General features: G+C 70.9%; 13 protein-coding genes. 5 read left to right on the forward strand and 8 right to left on the reverse strand.

Annotated elements, in window-relative coordinates; genetic code table 11:
- Window positions 1-220 precede the first annotated feature (220 nt).
- Window positions 221-916 (forward strand): hypothetical protein, encoded by a 696-nt coding sequence (locus ACOBQU_RS14950; RefSeq protein ID WP_423627346.1) that lies wholly within the window; start codon window positions 221-223, stop codon window positions 914-916.
- Between the two features lie 118 nt (window positions 917-1034).
- Here ACOBQU_RS14950 and glyA read toward each other — a convergent pair whose 3' ends face one another.
- Window positions 1035-2312 (reverse strand): serine hydroxymethyltransferase, encoded by a 1278-nt coding sequence (gene glyA / locus ACOBQU_RS14955; protein WP_423634507.1) that lies wholly within the window; start codon window positions 2310-2312, stop codon window positions 1035-1037.
- A 341-nt stretch (window positions 2313-2653) separates the two neighbouring features.
- On the opposite strand from glyA, the gene rocD reads away from it, so the two are divergent.
- From rocD to ACOBQU_RS14970, 3 genes are all read left to right on the forward strand, one after another.
- The gene (gene rocD, locus ACOBQU_RS14960) at window positions 2654-3856 is read left to right on the forward strand and encodes an ornithine--oxo-acid transaminase (RefSeq protein WP_423627348.1); all 1203 of its coding nucleotides are present in this window, start codon (window positions 2654-2656) and stop codon (window positions 3854-3856) included.
- Between the two features lie 344 nt (window positions 3857-4200).
- The gene (locus tag ACOBQU_RS14965; RefSeq protein ID WP_423627349.1) at window positions 4201-5127 is read left to right on the forward strand and encodes a polysaccharide deacetylase family protein; all 927 of its coding nucleotides are present in this window, start codon (window positions 4201-4203) and stop codon (window positions 5125-5127) included.
- Window positions 5128-5289: 162 nt separating this feature from the next.
- Window positions 5290-6699, forward strand: coding sequence for a condensation domain-containing protein (locus tag ACOBQU_RS14970; protein WP_423627351.1), 1410 nt, complete (start codon window positions 5290-5292; stop codon window positions 6697-6699).
- A 44-nt stretch (window positions 6700-6743) separates the two neighbouring features.
- On the opposite strand, the gene ACOBQU_RS14975 is transcribed toward ACOBQU_RS14970, so the two are convergent.
- The 7 genes from ACOBQU_RS14975 to ACOBQU_RS15005 all read right to left on the reverse strand — a co-directional run bounded on the left by ACOBQU_RS14975 (window position 6744) and on the right by ACOBQU_RS15005 (window position 17734).
- On the reverse strand, window positions 6744-7097 hold the full coding sequence (locus ACOBQU_RS14975) for a hypothetical protein (RefSeq protein ID WP_423627353.1): 354 nt from the start codon (window positions 7095-7097) through the stop codon (window positions 6744-6746).
- 355 nt (window positions 7098-7452) lie between these two features.
- Window positions 7453-8094, reverse strand: coding sequence for a hypothetical protein (locus ACOBQU_RS14980; RefSeq protein WP_423627355.1), 642 nt, complete (start codon window positions 8092-8094; stop codon window positions 7453-7455).
- Window positions 8095-8179: 85 nt separating this feature from the next.
- The gene (locus ACOBQU_RS14985) at window positions 8180-9364 is read right to left on the reverse strand and encodes a glutathionylspermidine synthase family protein (RefSeq protein ID WP_423627357.1); all 1185 of its coding nucleotides are present in this window, start codon (window positions 9362-9364) and stop codon (window positions 8180-8182) included.
- 12 nt (window positions 9365-9376) lie between these two features.
- On the reverse strand, window positions 9377-9742 hold the full coding sequence (locus ACOBQU_RS14990; RefSeq protein WP_423627359.1) for a hypothetical protein: 366 nt from the start codon (window positions 9740-9742) through the stop codon (window positions 9377-9379).
- A 185-nt stretch (window positions 9743-9927) separates the two neighbouring features.
- Window positions 9928-10305, reverse strand: coding sequence for a hypothetical protein (locus ACOBQU_RS14995; RefSeq protein ID WP_423627361.1), 378 nt, complete (start codon window positions 10303-10305; stop codon window positions 9928-9930).
- A 145-nt stretch (window positions 10306-10450) separates the two neighbouring features.
- Window positions 10451-16882, reverse strand: a complete 6432-nt coding sequence (locus tag ACOBQU_RS15000) for an RHS repeat-associated core domain-containing protein (protein WP_423627362.1) — start codon at window positions 16880-16882, stop codon at window positions 10451-10453.
- A 297-nt stretch (window positions 16883-17179) separates the two neighbouring features.
- Window positions 17180-17734: a GNAT family N-acetyltransferase gene (locus ACOBQU_RS15005; RefSeq protein WP_423627364.1), complete on the reverse strand. Its 555-nt coding sequence runs from the start codon at window positions 17732-17734 to the stop codon at window positions 17180-17182.
- Between the two features lie 196 nt (window positions 17735-17930).
- Here ACOBQU_RS15005 and ACOBQU_RS15010 point away from each other — a divergent pair, with 196 nt between their 5' ends.
- Window positions 17931-18806 (forward strand): NAD(P)H-binding protein, encoded by an 876-nt coding sequence (locus ACOBQU_RS15010; protein ID WP_423627366.1) that lies wholly within the window; start codon window positions 17931-17933, stop codon window positions 18804-18806.
- Window positions 18807-19065: the final 259 nt, after the last annotated feature.

Here is a 19065-nt window from a genome sequence, read left to right on the forward strand (position 1 = left end):
CGAAGGGAGATGCCCTGCCCGCAGGCTGGTCGCTCCCCCGTCGACGCCGGGCGGGCCGAGCGGTGGCCCCGGTACCGAGGCTGTGGCAGCGGGCCGTCGGTGTCCGGCGCCGGGGGTGGAAAACGGTGGGAGGAAAAGGGGAACCCGGAGGGGCTGGGCGGTGTACCAGGAGTGAGTCGGCGCGGAGGGGCCGTGCCGGGGACGTCGTAGGGGGTCTGGGATGCGAGCGGAAGCGCGGGGGAGGAAGGGCGCGAGGGCGATCAGGGGGCTGCCGGTGCTGCTGCTGGGGGCGCTGGCGGCGGTGCTGATCGGGGCGCCGGGCGCGGCGGCGGGCGGGTCGACGAGCGTGCTCATGGCGTCCCCGGAGAGCGCGCGGACGGCCTCGCTCTACACCAGCGACAGGCGGTACGAGGAGTTGGAGACCCTGCTGGGCTCGGCGGACCGCGGCGACCGCGACCGCCCGCCGGGCCTGGGCCTGGCCGCGACCCGCCAGATCAACGTGACCTGGCTGGTCCATGACGTGCGCCCCTGGCGGGTGGACCGGGTGTACGCGATGCCCACCGTGTCGAAGCCCGCGGACCGGGCGATATGGATCCATTCGACGACGAAGATGGACTCCCTGACCGGCCGCTGGCACAAGGCGGAGAACCCAAGGGCCCTGCGCGCCCTGCTGCACGACCTGAACGTCCTGGGGCAGGCCTCCGAGGACAGCCGCGGCGCAGTGGCCCCGCCGCCGCAGAGGCCCGAGCGGCCGGAAGGCCCCGCGGCGGCCCGTCCGGCCGACGGCGACACGGGCTGGCGCTGGGCGATACCGAGCGCGGCGGCCGGGGCGGCGATGGGCGCGGCAGCGGTCTGGCGCCTCAGGCGCGGAGAGCCGAAGGAGACGGCCCCCCGCCAGGAACTCCTGGACGCCTAGCGCCCGCCCCCCACCCACGCCAACGCGCCCGCAGCCACCGACGGCGAACCACCCGCACAAGGGGCGGTCCCCCTCGGCCAACGGTCACGGGCAGGCAGGCGGGCGGGAAAGCCCCTGCTCAGCCGACGGCCAGTCCAGGCGCGGGGAACGCCGCCATCAGCTCGCCCACCTCGCCCCGGATCTTCCGCAGGGCGTCCTCGTCCTCCTCGCGGGCGGCGCGCACGCCCCGGTCGATCCAGTCGGCGACGGCCTCCATGTGCGAGGCGCCGAGCCCGCGGGAGGTGAGGGAAGGGGTCCCGATCCGCACGCCGGAGGGGTCGAAGGGCTTGCGGGGGTCGAACGGCACGGTGTTGTAGTTGACGACGATCCCGGCCCGGTCAAGGGCCTTCGCGGCGACCTTGCCCGGCACGTCCTTGGGCGTGAGGTCCATCAGGATCAGATGGTTGTCGGTGCCGCCGGAGACGAGGTCGAAGCCGCGGGCGAGCAGTGCCTCGGCGAGGGCCTTGGCGTTGGCGACGACGGCGTGGGCGTAGTCGCGGAAGGAGGGCGCGGCGGCCTCGTGCAGGGCGACGGCGATCGCGGCGGTGGTCTGGTTGTGGGGCCCGCCCTGGAGGCCGGGGAAGACGGCCTTGTCGATGGCCTTGGCGTGCTCCTCGCGGGCGAACAGCATCGCGCCGCGCGGGCCGCGCAGTGTCTTGTGGGTGGTGGTGGAGATCACGTCGGCGTGCGGCACGGGCGAGGGGTGGGCGCCACCGGCGACGAGCCCGGCGATGTGCGCGATGTCGGCGACGAGCACGGCCCCGGCCTCGCGGGCGATCTCGGCGAAGGCGGCGAAGTCGATGGTGCGGGGCAGCGCGGTGCCGCCGCAGAAGATCACCTTCGGGCGCTCCTTGAGGGCGAGCGCGCGCACCTCGTCGTAGTCGATGAGCCCGGTGTCCTGGCGCACGCCGTACTGCACGCCGCGGAACCAGCGGCCGGTGGCGGAGACGCCCCAGCCGTGGGTGAGGTGGCCGCCCATGGGCAGGGCCATGCCCATGACGGTGTCGCCGGGCTCGGCGAAGGCGAGGTAGACGGCGAGGTTGGCCGGGGAGCCGGAGTAGGGCTGGACGTTGGCGTGGTCGGTGCCGAAGACGGCCTTGGCGCGGGCGACGGCGAGCCGCTCGACCTGGTCGATGTTCTGCTGGCCCTCGTAGTAGCGGCGGCCCGGGTAGCCCTCGCTGTACTTGTTCTGCAGGACGGTGCCGGAGGCTTCGAGGACGGCGGCGGAGACGTAGTTCTCGCTGGGGATGAGGCGGAGCGTGTCGGCCTGGAGGCGCTCCTCGGCGGTGACGAGCGCGGCCAGCTCGGGGTCGGCGGCGGCGAGCGCGGGGTGGCGGGGGGCGGGCGTGGGCGTCATGGCGTCCTCCGGGTGCGAGCGGTGGTGGTGTCCGGTCGTGTCCCCGGGGTGCCGATGGGGTCTCCCCTGGTCGAGCGGAGCCGAGACCTTGGGGAAGGGCGGCACCTCGTAAGGCCTGCCTCGCACGGCTCCCTCAGGGTCGATTCCCTGTGCGCCAGTCGCCGTGCTGTGCAAACCAGCCTATCGGGCGCTCCACTGTGTCGTGGTTCTTCGTCCAGGATGCGAGCGACGATAGGAATTGGGCCGCGTGCCCGTCCTGTCCCGCAAGAACGCGCACCGCGCCGTTCCCAGCCGGAAGAACTCGCACGACGGAGTGCGAAACGCGAGAAATGGAGCCCCCCGTGACGACTACGGAAGACCTCATCGCCGCGGCCGAAGCGCACAGCGCGCACAACTACCACCCCCTGCCCGTCGTGGTGGCGTCCGCGGAGGGCGCGTGGCTGACGGACGTGGAGGGCCGCCGCTATCTCGACATGCTCGCGGGCTACTCGGCGCTCAACTTCGGGCACGGCAACCGCCGCCTGATCGAGGCGGCGGAGAAGCAGCTCAGGCGGGTGACGCTGACGTCGCGCGCCTTCCACCACGACCGGTTCGCGGAGTTCTGCGCGCGCCTGGCGCGGCTGTGCGGCAAGGAGATGGTGCTGCCGATGAACACGGGCGCGGAGGCCGTGGAGACGGCCGTGAAGACCGCCCGGAAGTGGGGGTACCAGGTCAAGGGGGTGCCGGACGGCCGGGCCCGGATCGTGGTGGCGGCGGACAACTTCCACGGCCGTACGACGACGATCGTCAGCTTCTCCACGGACCCGGAGGCGCGGGCGGACTACGGCCCGTTCACGCCGGGCTTCGACATCGTGCCGTACGGCGATCTGGAGGCGCTGCGCGCGGCCGTCACCGAGGACACGGTGGCGGTGCTGCTGGAGCCGATCCAGGGCGAGGCCGGGGTGCTGGTGCCGCCGCCGGGCTATCTGCGGGGGGTGCGGGAGCTGACGCGGGAGCGCGGGGTGCTGTTCGTCGCGGACGAGATCCAGTCGGGCCTCGGCCGGACGGGCCGGACGTTCGCGTGCGACCACGAGGGCGTGGTCCCGGACGTGTACGTCCTCGGCAAGGCGCTGGGCGGCGGTGTGGTGCCGGTGTCGGCGGTGGTCGCGGACGCGGACGTGCTCGGCGTGTTCAAGCCGGGCGAGCACGGGTCGACGTTCGGAGGGAACCCGCTGGCGTGCGCGGTGGCCCTGGAGGTCGTGGCGCTCCTGGAGACCGGCGAGTTCCAGCAGCGGGCGGCGGAGCTGGGGGACCATCTGCACGGTGAGCTGGCCCTGTTGACGGAGTCGGGCCGGGTCACGGAGGTGCGCGGGCGCGGGCTGTGGGCGGGCGTGGACATCGATCCGGCGTACGGGTCGGGGCGGGACGTCTCCGAGCGGCTGATGGAGCGGGGGGTGCTGGTGAAGGACACGCACGGGGCGACGATCCGGATCGCGCCGCCGCTGGTCATCAGCAAGGACGACCTGGACTGGGGGCTTGATCAGCTGCGGGCCGTGCTGGCCTAGCGGGGCCCCGGGGGCGGGCCGGGTGCCGGGGGCTGGGCCCTCGCGGGGCGCCCCGGGCCCGCCCCTTCACCGAAACCAGGGGGCTGCCGCCCCCTGACACCCCGCCTCCATCGCCGCTGCGCGGCTCGTCCTCAAACGCCGGACGGGCTGGATCCGTCGCCGGACGGGCTGGATACGTTGCCGGACGGGCCGGATACGTTGCCGGACGGGCCGGAAGCCCCTTCCGGCATTGACAGTTCATTGGTCTGGGCCAACCATGCGGACAGGGCGCACACTCGGTACCACCGTGACCCACGCCACATTCGCGATCGCCTTGACCCTCACATCAGTGTGAACGTTCGAGCATGACTGCCGTGCACAGCGCACGGCAGTCACCGGTCACGACGCACTCCGAGGTGAGCAGCATGGACAACCAGCTCTACGACTACAGCCCCATCGTCGAGCGGGAGCCGATCCGCTGGCCGGACGGCAAGCGCGTCGCCTTCTACATCGGCCTGAACATCGAGCACTTCGAGGTGGGCAAGCCCTCCACCAGCATCTATCCGGGCACCGCCGAGCTGACCCCGGACCCCCTCAACCACGGCTGGCGCGACTACGGGGCGCGGGTCGGCTTCTGGCGCATGCTCCAGACCCTGGACCGGCACGGCGTGCGCGCCAGCGTCCTGCTCAACTCCGACGTCGGCGACCGCTACCCGCAGATCGTGCGGGCGGGCCGCGACCGGGACTGGGCCTGGCTGGCGCACGGCAGGACCAACTCGGTGCTGCACACCGGCCTGTCGGAGGACCAGGAGCGCGCCGCCCTCAAGGACATCGTCGCCACCATCGAGCGGACCACGGGCAGCCGCCCGCGCGGCTGGATGGGCCCCGCCCTGACCCAGACCTTCAACACCCCGCGCCTGATCAAGGAGTTGGGCCTGGACTACGTACTGGACTGGACGGCCGACGACCAGCCGTTCGAGCTGAACGTGCCGGGCGTCCTGAGCGTGCCGTACACGGTGGAGCTGAACGACATCAACCTGTTCGTGGTCAAGAACACGACGGGTCCCGACTTCGTCCGGATGGTCAAGGACCAGGTCGACCAGTTGCACGCCGACGCGGAGGCCTCCGACAGCGGGCGCGTGCTGCCGCTGGCGCTGCACCCCTTCGTCATCGGTCAGGCATTTCGCGCCAAGTACCTGGACCAGGCCCTGGAGTACGTGGTGAACCACCCCTCGGTCTGGGTGACGACGTCCGACGAGATCGCCGACCACTACCGGGCCGCCCGAGCCTGAGCGGCGGGCGTCCGGCGCGGGGCCGAAGGGGTGCCCGACGGCCGAATCGCGCGGTTGCGGCCGCGCCGATCTCTCTCAGAGGATGCCCCGCCGGGCCCAAGCGGGCATCGAAGCCAGCCGGGGGCGGCCCTGGCCGTCCCGGGAACGGAGCGCCCCGTGCGAATGACCGACATCCAGCGCTGCGAGGTCCGCCCCGGGCGGGTCGTGGAGTGGACGCTGCACCCCAGTTCCGTCGAGGCGGCGGCCGGACTGCCGGAGGACTCCCGGCCGCCCGCCTATGTGCAGGAGTCCCATGTGCGCACGGCCCGCTCGGTGCGGGACGGCGGGCTGTCCGTGCCGACCTGGCTCGGCGCGGCCTTCGACCTCGCCGGGCCGGTCGACACCGCCGCGCTCCAACAGGCCCTGACGGCGTGGACGCTGCGGCACGAGACGCTGCGCAGCGGCCTGCGCTGGGTGGACGGCGAGCTGCGCCGCTTCACGCTCGCCGCCGCCGATGTCGCGCTGCACCGCGAGGAGGTCGGCGGCTTCACCGACGCGGCGGTGCTCACCCGCTACCTCCAGGACCGCTTCGACACCGCCGCGAACGCGCTGAGCTGGCCCAACTTCATCTTCACGGCCGTGCTCAGGGAGAGCGGGGCGAGCGTGTACGCGGCGTTCGACCACAGCAACGTCGACGCGTACTCCCTGTACCGCCTGCCCGCCGAGATCCACGACCTGTACGAGGCCGCCCGCGCGGGCCGCCCCGACCCGACGCCGCCGGTCGCCAGCTATGTCGACTTCTGCGCCGTGGAGCGCGACAGCGCCGACCGGATCGACGACACGCACGCGATCGTCGCCCGCTGGCGCGCGTTCCTCGCCCAGTGCGACGGCACCCTGCCGAACTTTCCCATCGACCTCGGCCTCACCCCCGGCGGCCCGCTGCCCACCCAGAAGCTGCTGCGCGCCCCGCTCGCGGACGACGCGGACGCCGCCGCGTTCGAGGCGTACTGCCGACCGTACGGGGGCAGCCTGGTCGGGATGCTCGCCGCCACCGCGCTCGTGCTGCACGAGATGGGCGGCCAGCCGGTGTACCGCGCGGTGGTGCCGTTCCACACCCGTGTGAAGTCCCAGTGGCAGGACTCCCTCGGCTGGTACGTGGGCGGGGCGCCCATCGAGGTCCCGCTCGCGCGGGCGCCCGACTTCGACAGTGCGCTGCGCCTGGTCCGCGACGAGCTGCGCCGCAACCGGCCGCTGTCCCGCATCCCCATAGCCCGCGTCCTGCACCAGCTCGGCACCGACTTCCGGCCCACCTCCCCGGACCTGTACGCGATCGTGTCGTACGTCGACACCCGCGGCATCCCCGGCTCCGAGCGCTGGCCGGACATGCGGGCGCACGGCCTGGTCCGGGTCTCGTACGGCGACAAGGTGTGCGCCTGGATCGCCCGCTTCCACGACGGCCTGCACTTCTCCGCCCGCCACCCCGACACCGACACCGCGCACAAGAACATGCGGCGGTACGTCGAGGGGGTGCGCGAGCGCATCACGGCGACGGCCCGCGCGGTGTCCGCGCGGGCCGCCTCGGGCGCCGGGTGACGGGCTCAGCGTCTACGTGTCTACGCGGCTACGCGGCTACGCGGCTACGCGCTGAAGAACACCACCGAGCGGAGCTTCAGCCGCTCGCTGCCGTAGCCGGTGTGCGGGCGCAGCTTGAACATGTCGCCCGTGCAGCCGGGGCCGGTGAAGACCACGGCGTACTCGTCCGTCCGGTTGCGCGGCGAGTGGGCGGGGGAGCTGTCGGCCGGGTCCGCCACCTCGGGCAGCGTCACGCACTCCCCGCTCTCGGGGTTGTCGACCACGGCGACCTGGGGCCTGCCGTCCAGGCCGCTGTACGTGTACTGGAACTGACCCTCGGCGGCGACGGCCGACACGGGCAGGGCGACGATCAGGATCAGGGCACCCGCGGCGGCGGCCAGGGCGGTGCGGAAGCGCATGTGCGCGGTCCTTTCGGGGAGTGGCGAGCGTAACGGTTTCGTCACTCCCCGCAGTCGTCTCCGCGTATGCCGAGGCTCACCCGCACGAGCGAACCGGGCGCGCCCACCGCGCCGGACGCCCACCGCTCGGGGCACCCACCCGCACGGGGCGCCCACCCGCGCGGGGCGCTCGCGGCGCGGAGGTGGGGCGCCCGCGCGGACTGCCCGCTCCGCCTTCCCGGTCGTCTGGGGCCGTGCCCCCTGGGGGAGCCGCCGTCCGGCCCGTAGCGTTCCGCTTCGGCTGCACGTCCGGCCGGGACGGCGGGGCCGACTCTCCCAGGCCCCGCCGTCACCCTACGAACCCCGGAGGCCGGGGCTACCGCAGGGCCCACTTGACGGGCTCCTTGTAGAAGCCCTGCGAGTAGGTGACGTTCTTGACCTCGGCGTTGGCGGGGATGAGGTAGGGCTCGCAGACGGTGCGCTCCTCGCCCCGCTTCCAGATGTCGTCGCCGCCGAGGTCCTTGGCGGCGTCGTTGCCCTTGCAGTCCGCGGGCTGGCTGGACAGGTCGCCGATGACGATGAACTTCCGGGCGGGCGAGCCGGAGGTGGTCTCGGCGCCGATGTCGCTCATCACCATCGGCTCCTTCACGGCGGGCCCGCCGACGTGCTTGGCCTTGACGTAGATCCAGGCGATTTTCTGGTCCTTGTACTTCTTCGGGTCGTTCAGCTCCTTGAGGTCCTCCGGCTTGCCGAGGGTGACCTTCGTCGGCGTGAGGGAGAACTTCCCGGTCTTCTTGTAGCGGGTGATCTCCTGCACGGGGCCCGCCTGGCCGACCTTGAGGTCCTTCGGGGCCTCGCTCGCCTCCTGGGCGGCGCCGTCCGCCTTCCCGTCCTTGCGGTCCTTCTTGCCGGAGCCGCCGCAGGCGGTCAGGGAGACGGCGGTGACGACCGCGAGGGCGGCGAGACCGAGGCGACGGCGGTGGGGGCGGCGGGAGAGGACGGCTCGCTGGGTGTTCATGGGATGCCTTGCTTCCGATCAGTCTTCTGTGTGTGGGGGGGGCGTAATGGTGGTGCGGGTCAGTGGCGCGGGTCAGTGGCGCGGGTCAGAGGATCACGTGCGGTACGAAGCGGGCGTACTCGTCCGTGACGAGTCCCGTCGACTCGCGGATGCCGAGGCCCGCGGCCTCGTCCTCGACGACCCACGCGCCGAGCACGACGCGGTTGCCGTCGAAGTCGGGCAGCGGCGCCAACTCCTGGTAGCAGCAGGGCTCTTCGCGTACGACGGGGGCGGCGCCGGGCTCGTGCACGGTGATGCCCGCGCCCTCGCGGCCGAGCAGCGGCTTGGCCACGTATCCCGGGCCGGAGGCCAGCTCGCGGGGCCCGTCGAGGTAGGCGGGCAGCAGGTTCGGGTGCCCCGGGTACAGCTCCCACACCACGGCGAGCAGCGCCTTGTTGGACAGCAGCATCTTCCAGGCGGGCTCGATCCACAGGGTGGTGCCGGTGCCGCCGCCGTTGTCCAGGGTGTCCAGGACGTGCGGCGCGAAGCGGTCCGTGGTGAGCCACTCCCAGGGGTAGAGCTTGAAGCAGGCGCGGATGAACCGCAGCCGCAGGTCGACGAAGCGGCCCGAGAGGCGGTCCCAGCCGATGTCCTCCATGGAGATGGCCTCCGTGGCGAGGCCCGCCTGGTCGGCGGTCTCGCGCAGGTAGGCGACCGTCATCAGGTCCTCGCCCAGCTCGTCGCCCGCGGAGTGCGCGAAGTGCACGGGGCTGCCCGGGGGCAGCAGCTTCGCCTGCTTCCGCCAGGCCTCGACGAGCCGCTCGTGCAGGGAGTTCCACTGGTCGGCGCCGGGGAAGCGCTCCTCCATCCAGAACCACTGGGGGCTGGCCGCCTCGACGAGGGAGGTGGGGGTGTCCGCGTTGTACTCCAGGAGTTTGGCGGGGCCCGTGCCGTCGTACCGGAGGTCGAACCTGCCGTACAGGGAGGGCAGTTCGGCGCGCCGGTGCCAGGCCTCCGTGACGAGCCCGGCCAGGCGCGGGTCGGTGATGCCGAGGTCGGCGAGGCGGTCCCGCTCGACGATGTGCGCGGCCGCCGCGAGGCACATGGCGTGCAGCTCCTCGACGACCTCCTCCAGGGCCTCGACCTCGGGCAGAGAGAAGACGTAGTACGCGGACTCGTCCCAGTACGGGCGCAGGGTGCCGTCCGGGTGGCGGGTGAGCGGGTAGATGAGCCCCTGCTCCTCGACGGTGCGCTGCCAGTCGGGGCGGGGGGTGATGGTGCGGCGTTCCATGGTGGTGCCGGGTCACCCGCCCCCGGAGCCGGAGCAGCCGAAGCCGTCGCGGTCGACGGCCGCGCTGCGGCTGAAGGTGCCGTTGTCGGCGTGGCGGCCGTCGACGTCGGGGTCGTAGTACCAGGCGGCGTCGGTGCGGGTGCCGGGGCTGCCCGCGCGGGCCTTGCCGCCGGAGGATCCGGCGCCACCGGTGCCGCACAGCCGCTCGCTCACGATCTCGTAGCCCTTGGCCAGGTCGTAGCTGCCCCGGTCCACGCACCGCTTGTCGGGCTCGGAGCCGCAGGACGTGAGGGCGGCGGCGAGCACGCCCATGGATCCCAGGGCGACGGTGCTCGACCGCAGCCGCCGCGGCCGCCGCGCGGCCTGTTCTTCCGCCATGCCAGGTGACACTCCCCCGTGTCGTACGCCTGCCACGCACACCTACGTACGCAACCAGCGCCCCACCCTAGGCAAACCCCCAACCCCCCTGGCCCGCGCCCCCTCCCTCCACGCCACTTGGCTCCTTCTGCACCGATTCACCCGAAAACGCCGGACGGGCCACACTCGGCCCGCCCGGCGCCATCTCAGCCGACCTCGACCGTCGGCGTCCGCCCGGGGAAGTCCGGCGGCAGCCCATCAGGCGGCACCGCTCCGGAGACCAGCCCCGCCAGATACTCCGTGAGGCTCCCCTGGAACTCACACCAGTCGTCGTTGCGCCCACTCACGAGAATGGTCCATGAATCGGGCCCCTCGTCCGAAGTCTTCCAGTAGAAGATGTCCCCTTCTGAGGACGACCCCCAGGGCAGCAGACCATGCGCCTCGGGGTAGGGGACATACCCGTGCGACGCCCCCCGATCCCGTCGATGCCTCAGCAAGTCGAGCAGTCTCCGCACTCCGGAGATGAAGAAGCGCTCTCCTCCGGGGGACGGGATGAGAATCGCGAGAAATTCGTCGATGGTCAACGGGGGTAGGCTTCGGACAGCGCCTTGAAGTCCGCTGGAAGATCCGTTCCGAGCTCAGCGGAGATCTCACCCCAGTTGATGGCGCGAGTTTCTGTGGCACGATGCCGCAAGAGCCCGGAAAGCTCCTGCTCCAAACGCTGGACACTCAACAGGTTACCTGCTCTCCTGGCCTGTTCTCTATGGTCTCGTTGAAGAGACGACCGCTTGACGTCGAAGCCGTCATGGTGATCCCGGTCGGCAGGTTCTGACGACCATCACCATAATGTAACTGGCCTGAATACAGGACTGGTTGGCCACCCTTGACAGCCCTGGCGATTTCATCCTCACAGGCCAGCATCGCCTTCTGGTTCATCTCCCAGTAACCGGTGAAGAGGTTCTCCCTCACCCATTCACCGCGGAAGCGGTCGCCAATGATGTGGGATCGATTGAATATCCACACCCCGTCACGATCCCTGGCCGCCAGGTAACCAGGCGGGTTGGGCAAGGTCCTGGGACGACTACTTCGGGAATTCGGGGGCTTGTGGTCCTCCGGGCAGATCAGGGCGGTAGCACCCGTGGGAGCACCATCCTTCAGCGGCTGGTAGTTGAACCGCTTGGACCGCGGTTCGTCATCACAGCGCTTCTTGAGCGTCCGGTTGCGCGTCCTGGACCCACCACCGGAGTCCTCTCCGAAGACCGCGTCCGCCACGCTGTCAGCCGCGCTGTCCACAGCTCGGTCCCAGGGGTTCTCGTCGATGGCTCCGACAACCCTGAGGGCGCTGAAGACCAAGCCCACAGGATTCCGTTTGCCCGCCAGTTTGGCGCCGCCCTTAACGGTGCCCTTCAGGCCGTCCTTCAGGCCCTCGCGTATGCCCTTGAGCGCGTTGTCCAGCGCGGGGATCCCGAAGCCGTGGCCGTCGAACTCCACGAAGGTGGTCGGGTTGCCGCCCGCGAAGGCGTAGCGGTTGCCGGTCAGTGGGTCGGACACCAGGTTCATGTCGGCGAGGGCGCCGTTGTACATGTCGCGGGTGAGGAAGCGGTTGAGGCCGGGGCTGTAGTCGCGGAAGCCCATGTCGTAGGTGGAGGATGCCGCGTCCCAGCGTTTGGAGTTGAAGCGGTAGGGGTTGTAGGACTCCTTCGTGGGGTCCGTGGCCGTGGGTTTGTCGATGCCCGTGAAGTCGGACGGGGCGTTGTCGCCGTAGGCGGTGTAGCCGTAGGTGGACTTGGCGTTGCCGTCCTTGTCTGTCAGGGTCTCGACGTCGGTGTGGCTGTTGTAGCCGTAGTAGGTGTCCTCCGTCTTGCCGTCGGCGGCGTGTTTGATCTGGGAGAGGCGTTCGCCCCAGGGGCTGTACTGGTAGGACTTGGTGAGCTTGCCCGCGACTTCCTCGCCCAGGACCTCGCCGGACATGCCGAGGTAGGTGTAGTCCGTGGTCTTGCCGGAGGCCTCGGTGCGGGAGGCGGTGCGGTCCAGGGGGTCGTAGGCGTACTTCGTCGCCTTCAGGGCCCCGGCGGTGTCGGCCTTCTCGTGTTGGCGGATGCGGTCGAAGCCGTCGTAGACGTTGCGTTCGATGACCTTGCCGCCGCTGGTGACTGACTCCTGGCGGCCGAAGGGGTCGTAGGTGTACCAGGCCTCCGCCCCGCCCGACGTGGCCTTCAGGAGGCGGTTGCGGTCGTAGCCGAACGTCGTCGTCTTGCCCTTGACGGTCTGGGAGACGACATTGGCGTTGTCGTCGTGGACGTAGGTTTCCGTCCCGGCCCCGTCGCCGGTGCGGACGGACTTGGACAGGCGGTCGGCCGGGTCGTAGGAGTAGTCGGTCGTGGACGACAGGTACTTGGTGGTGTCGTCGCCGCTCATCTTCTTCGCCACGTCCTGCGCCTTGTTCCCGTTGGGGTCATAGGCGTAGGTGTGCGAGGAGACCAGCGTGCCGTTGGGCTTCTTCTCCGTCTGGGACTTGAGCGTGCCGTCGAGGTAGTAGGCGTAGTCGACGGTGTTCTTGTTGGCCTTGGTCTCTTTGGCCTTCTGGCCGCGCCACGTGTAGTCGTACGTCGTCACCTTCGGCGTGGAGTCCGAGGGCGACTTGCCTACTGAGACCTCCTTGACCAGCTCCCGCAGGTCGTAGGTGTACTTGGCGTACTGATCGGGGTGCTTCAGAGTCTCCGGCTGGCCGTTGGCGTCGTAGGTGTACGACGTCGTCTTCTTCTCCTGGCCCGCCAGTGCCTCCACGACCTTCTCGACCTGGTTCAACCCGGTGTAGGAGATCGTGTACGCGTCGACCTTCGTGCCCGTGGACTTGTCGTCGATCGAGGTGAGGTTGCCGTTGACGTCATAGGCGTATGCGAAGCGCTTGTTCTCCGTGTCCGCCACACCCGCGGTGTCCCGGACCAGCTTGACCTTCTCCGCGCCCTGCGCCTTCAGCGTCACGAACTCGTTCTTCTCGTACTCCTGCCTGCCGAGCTTGATCCAGCCCTTGCCGTCACCGGCCCGGTCCGCGTACGCGGTGTACGTGCCCGACCTCGGGATCGGCAGCCTCTGCGACGGCTCCCCCAGCACCTCGTTGCGGCCCACCGGCGCCCCGTCGTCGTCCAGCGACTTCAGCTTGCCGTCGGGGAAGTACCCCCAGCGCATCGTCCGGCTCGACGAACCCGCAGCCGACGTGAGCTGGCGCGCCTTCTGCTGGCCCAGCTCGGTGTAGTCGTACGTGGTCGTGATGTCCCAGGCGTCCTTGGAGGACTTCACCCAGCCGTTGTCGAAGTAGGAGTACGTCGTGTCGACGCGGGTCTGTTCGCCTTCGGAGGGCGGTGCGGAGACCTTCGCCACGCGGCCCACCGCGTCATACGTCGTCTCCGTCCAGACCTTCCGGTTGTAGCGCGCATCGCGCGGGTCGTACGGCTGGATCTGCCGCGCGGGACGGTTCAGGGCGTCGTACGTGGTCTCCGCCACGAACGCGTCAGCGCGGTCGGCGGCGACGCTGCGCGGCGTGAAGACCTTGATCTGGTTGCCGACCTCGTCGTAGCCGAACTTCGTCGTGCGCAGCGTGCCGTCCTTGTGCGGCACCTCGACCACCGCGAGCTTGCCGCGCTCGTCGTAGTGGTTCTTGGTGGTGTTGTTCTCCTGGTCGGTCGTGGAGACGACCAGGGAGTCCTTGTCGTAGGCCTGCTTGGTGGTGCGGCCCGTGGCGTCCGTGACTGCCACGACGCGGTGGTTCATGTCGTAGTCGGTCTTGGTGGTGTAGTCGTCGGGGTCGGGGGTCTGGTTCTTCTTGGGGTCGATGACGCGGACGGGGTTGCCGACGCCGTCGTAGACGTAACTGACCTTCTCCTTCTTGGCGTTGACGACCTCGGTGAGCTGGTAGATCTCGTCGTAGTGGTTCGTCGTCACGTAGTCGTCGGGGTCCGACGGCGTCGCCACGCCCTTCGGCTCCGTCGTCGTCAGCAGGTTGCCGACCTTGTCGTACGCGTACCGCGTGCGCCGCTCACCCGAGGTGTCCGTGTCCTTCGGCGCCGTCGCCTCCGTGACCTGGTCCGCCTTGTCATACACCGCCGTCGACACCGCGCCGTTGGGCGCCGTCGACTTGGTGACGTTGTCGTTCGCGTCGTAGTCAGGGGCGGGAGTGGTGATGTAGACCCCGGCCGCCTGGTCCTTCGGCACCTTCGACACCAGCGGACGGCCATACGTGTCATACGTCTGCGTGGTCTTCTTGCCCAGCGCGTCCGTCACCGCCGTGACCTGGCCGCGCTCGTCGTACTCGGTCTTGGTGGTCTTGCTCAGCGCGTCCGTGGTGGTGCGCGGATAGCCGGACGGCGCGAAGTCCGAGTACAGGGTGGGATTGCCGTTGGCGTCGGTGGCCTTGGTCAGCTGGCCGTACGCGTCGTAGGCGTACGTCGTCGTGTAGTCGCCGTCCGTTGAGGACGCGACGCCCTTGGGGTCGGTGACCTTCGTCAGGTTGCCCTTGGCGTCGTAGCCGAACTCGAACGTGCGGTTCTCCGCCGAGGTCTTCTTCCGCAGGTCGGCGACGTGGCCGCCCTCGCTCGTCTGGTACTCGTAACGGACCGCGTGGGACGGGTACTTGTTCGGGGCGCACTCGTCGGCCGACGGCACGCCCTCCTTGTTGTCCTCCGCCGAACGCTCCCACAGCGGGTAGCCGGTCTTCTCGTCGTAGCAGTACGCCGTCTTCGCGCCGTTGTTCTCCTCCAGGAGCGTGACGTTGTTGTCGCCGTCCCACGTCATCTTCGTGTACTGGGACTTGGCGTTGACGACCTTCACCGGGCGGTCGCCGTCGTCCGTCTCGTATGTGGAGGTGTGCTTCTCGGCGTCAGTGACCTTGGTCTCGTCGCCGCCGCCCGAGCGCTTGCGGTACGCGAAGTCCGTGGTGCCGTCGAGGCGGTCCGTGAGGGTCTTCGTCGACCAGCGGTAGTCGGTGTCGGCGGTGACGGAGTAGTCGAGTCCGGTGGCGTGGCCGCGCGGGTCGGTGACCTTCGTCAGCTTCGGGTTCCTGGCGCCCTGCGTGCCGTCGTACGCGAACCGGAAGACCTTCGGCTGGGACGCGCCCTCGCCGTCGGTGAGGCGGCCGAGCAGGCCCTTCTCGGTGTAGTGGAAGGCGACCTTCCGGCCGGAGACGTCGGTGATCGACTTCAGGTGGTCGTAGATGCGCGGGTTCCACAGGTCCTTGCCGGTGGCCCGGTCGCCCTTGTCGTCGATGTACTCGTACGTCGCGTCGCCCGGCCGGTAGTAGTCGAGCGTGAGCGTCGTGCGGGCCGACGGGTCCTTGATGCGGGTGAGGAACTTGACGCGGCGGTTGCCGGAGTCGCGCAGCTCGTACTCGTACGTCTGCGTGTTGCCGTTCCGGTCCACGATCGACGTCAGGTAGCCGTCGCAGCCGATCAGGAGGCGGGTGCCGTCGGGGCGGGTCAGCGTCCAGGCGTCCGGCACCTCGCGGCCCCCGCCGGGCAGGCATGACGTCGGGGCGCCGTCCTTCGCCGTGAGGCGGTAGTGGTAGCCGGGCGAGGGCCGCCAGCTGCCGTCGGCCTGCTTGCGGAAGATGTGCTGGGTGCCGTCGCCGTCGGCGACGTACGCCTCGCCGGGGTCGACGTCCGGGTGGAAGTCCAGCACGGTGCCGAGCCGCAGCGGGCCCGCGGCCTGCGCGGACCAGCCGTGGCCGAGGTGGCTGTCGGAGGTGTCCTGCGCGTTGTACGTGAAGCGCGCGAAGGTGTTGATGCCGCGGCCGGGGTTGGTGAACGCGTTGTACGACCACACGGCGTTGCCCGAGCCGAGGTTGGACATCAGCGTGGAGCCCGCGCCGGTGTTCTTGCCGGTGTACGCGTGGTAGTCCTCGAGGCCCAGGCGGTCCGCGGTGGGGTCCTCCACGGCCGTCGTCTGGGCGAGGCCGCCGATGCCGGGCTTCTGCGACAGCCAGGTGTCGTCCGCCTTGTTGTGGACGTCCCAGGTCAGGGTGTACCCGGCGCGGCGGTTGCCGTCCACGGCCGGGGCCTTGACCGTGGCCCGCACGGTCGTCGACGCGCCCGCGGCGAGCGCCGGGACGTCGGCGCGGAGCTGGTTGTCGGCGGTCGTGGCGTCCGAGCCGTCCGGGTGCGCCCACCGGTAGCTCAGCTCGCGCTCGCCCGCGGGCCAGTCGGTGGTGGTCGTGTTGGTGAGCGTGACGGCCACCGGGTAGGTGTTGCGGGCCGTCATGCGGGTGGGGGTGGCGGGGGCGTAGTAGGTGTCCCAGGGGGTGGGGGTGGTGTAGAGGACGTGGTGGGGGGTGGTCTTGAGGACGCGGGCCTTCTTGGGGAGGGCGGGGTGGTGCCGACCGGGGTGCGGGGTGCGGCGTTCGTGTGTGCCGGGCTTGCGCGGGCCGGGCTCGTGTGTGCCGGGCCTGCGCGTGCCGGGCTCGTGTGTGCCGGGCTCGGTCCGGTGGAGGGTGTGGCCCGCCTTCGGTACCGCCACGCTGCGGATCGGCGAGCCGTACAAGCGGCCGTCCCTGGTCCTCGTGACGATCCGGTACGCGTACGTCCGCCCGGTCTCCGACGCGCTGCGGGGCGGGGTCGGTTCGGCGCTGGTGTCCCTGAAGCGGGTGGCGTCCGGGCCCAGGGCCGCGACCAGGGTGGAGGTCGTCGGCGAGAAGGTGCGGCGGGTGGAGCGGTGCACCTCGTAGCCGGTCACCTCGCTGCCGCGGGCCCCCTTGGCGTGCGGGCCGGTCCCGGATAAGGAGGTGGCCTTCGGCCAGCTGAGTTCGGGGCCGGTGCCGTGGATGACGGCGGGTGCGCGGAGGGCGGGGGTGCCGTTCACGCCGTATGTGACGCGCAGGTGGGGGGAGTTGCGGGGGTAGGTCCGCTTCGGGGGGTCCTTGGGTGGGGTGGTGTGGGGGGTGGGGCTGCTCTTCGTGGGGGTGGTGGGGGCGTTGGGGGCCGTGGGGGCGGGGGTCGCCGCGGCGAGTTGGGGGAGGGCGGTGGCCAGGACCGCGGAGAGGATGGCGCCGATCAGGAGGCGGCGGGTGGTGGTGCGGGGGGTTGTGGGGGTGGTTGTGGGGGTTGTTCTGGTGCCGGATTTGGTGCCGGTTCGGGATCGCGATTTGGTTGTTGTACGAGGTCTGGTACTCACTGTGCCAACTACCTCCGCTAATGGGGGAAGTGCGGGCAGCGCGAAGACGCGCTCATGAGATGCCAGGAGCGAGACCTGTCTAGACGTTCGTTCGATCGTTTGTCAACTGCCGGTACTTAAGGGGCAGTTGAGGTGGGATGGCGGCAAAGGGGGTGCGTGAGGGGAGGGCGGGGTGCCGGGGCTGCCGCCTCTGGCGCCCCGCCCTCGTTGCCGCTTCGTGGCTTGTCCTCACACGCCGGACGGGCTTGGTTTGCCGCGCCGTCGCGCCGTCGCGCCGTCGCGCCGCCGCGCTGGCCTTCAGGTCGCGGGCTGGGAGGTCGGGCGCTGGTTCCAGTCCTGGGCCAGGAGGCCCAGGACCACCTCGTCCAGGAACTCGCCCATCACCCAGGACGAGGCCCGGAGCACGCCCTCGCGGGCGAAGCCGTTGCGCTCCGCGGCGCGCAGCATCCCGTAGTTGTCCGCCAGCGTCTCGATCTGGATCCGGTGGAGGCCTCGTACGACGAAGCCGTAGTGGCACAGCGCCCCGACCACGTCGGTGCCGTAGCCCTTGCCGCGGGCGGAGGGGAACAGGCCGAGGCCGATGTGCGCGCAGCGGTTGTGGGTGTCGATGCCCCACAGCACCGCCGTGCCGACGAGTGCGCCGCCCTCCAGCTCCACCACGGAGAACTGGACGCTCCCCTGGTTCGTTTCGTCCACCACGAGCCGTGGGTCCTTCGTGCCGGGCGGGATGGGCCGCCACGGCACGCCCTCGGCCCGCGCGGATTCGGCCACGTCGTCGTAGAGCTCGGCCCGCAGGACCGGGATGTCGTCCTCGTACCGGGCCCTGAGCCCGATCTTGTTGCCTCTGAGCATGCGGGCTTCCTATCCGACCCTGGTGACCTGCGGCAAGCCGATAATCCCTGCCCTTGACCTCAAGTTCCCTTCACCTTTTACGGTCCTGGCGAGTCTGCCGCCGCGTGGGGAGAAGTGAAGTGCCGTGGAGGGGTGCGGTGGGCTGCGGTGGGCTGCGGAGAGCTGTGGACAAGCCGGAGAGTCGGAGGAGTGCGTCATGACCGTGTTGGTGACCGGGGCCACCGGGCGGGTCGGCCGTGAAGTCGTCGGCCATCTGCTGAAGCGGGGTGTGCGCGTGCGCGCCCTGACCCGGCGGCCGGAGGCCGCCCGGCTCCCCGAGGGCGTCGAGGTGGTGGCCGGGGACCTGTCCGACCCCGCCTCCCTCGCCCCCGCCCTCGACGGCGTGACCGGGGTGCACCTGATGACCAGCGCGAACGGCGAGCCCGTCACGGAGGAGGTCGCGGGCGAGCTCGTCGCGCTGGCGGAGCGGAGCGGGGTGCGGCACGTGACCGTGCTGTGGAGCGGAGTGGAGGGGGCGGTGGAGCGGGCCCTGGCGAAGAGCGGCCTCGGGTGGACCGTTCTCGAACCCGTGGAGTTCATGTCCAACGCGCTGGACTGGGCGGACTCCCTGCGGGCGGAGGGGGTGGCCCGGCTGCTGGGTGACCGGCCCGGTGCGCTCGTCCATGAGTCGGACATCGGGGAGGTCGCCGCGGTCGCGCTGGTGGAGTCGCTTGTGGGGGGTGCGGGTGGGGGGCTGCGCGGTGGGCGGCACGTCGGGCGGCGTGTTGGGCGGCACGTCGGGCGGCGTTACACCCTGACCGGGCCTGAGGCGCTCACCCCCGCCGAGCGGGTGGGTGTTCTCGCCGATGCCGTCGGCCGGGACTTCCGCTTCGAGGAGCTGACCGAGGAGCAGGCGCGGGCCGTCGTACGGGCGACGGGGGCCTCGGAGGAAGGGGTTGATCACGTGGTGGGCTGGTATTTGAATCCGCCTGCCATCGCTTACACCGTTTCGTCGGCGGTTGAGGACGTTACGGGGCGTCCGGCCCGTACGTTTGCCGCTTGGGCGGCGGAGCATGCGGGCGACTTCCGTTGAGGGGGATTTGACGGGGGGCGTGGGGGCCGTGGGGGCCGTGGGGGCCGTGGGGGCCGTGGGGGCCGTGGGGGCCGCGGGGGCCGCGGGGGCCGCGGGGGCCGCGGGGGCCGCGGGGGCCGCGGGGGCCGCTTTCCTGCCGTACGGGTGACAAGTGGGCGTGGCCGCCCGGCAGTTGGAGGGTGGCGCTTCCGGGGCGGGCGTCAAGGGCGCCCTTCGGGCGTCGGCTCCGCCGATTCCGCTGCGCTCCACCCTTGACTCC

This window comes from Streptomyces sp. G45 (genome assembly GCF_049542095.1).
GTDB lineage: Bacteria > Actinomycetota > Actinomycetes > Streptomycetales > Streptomycetaceae > Streptomyces.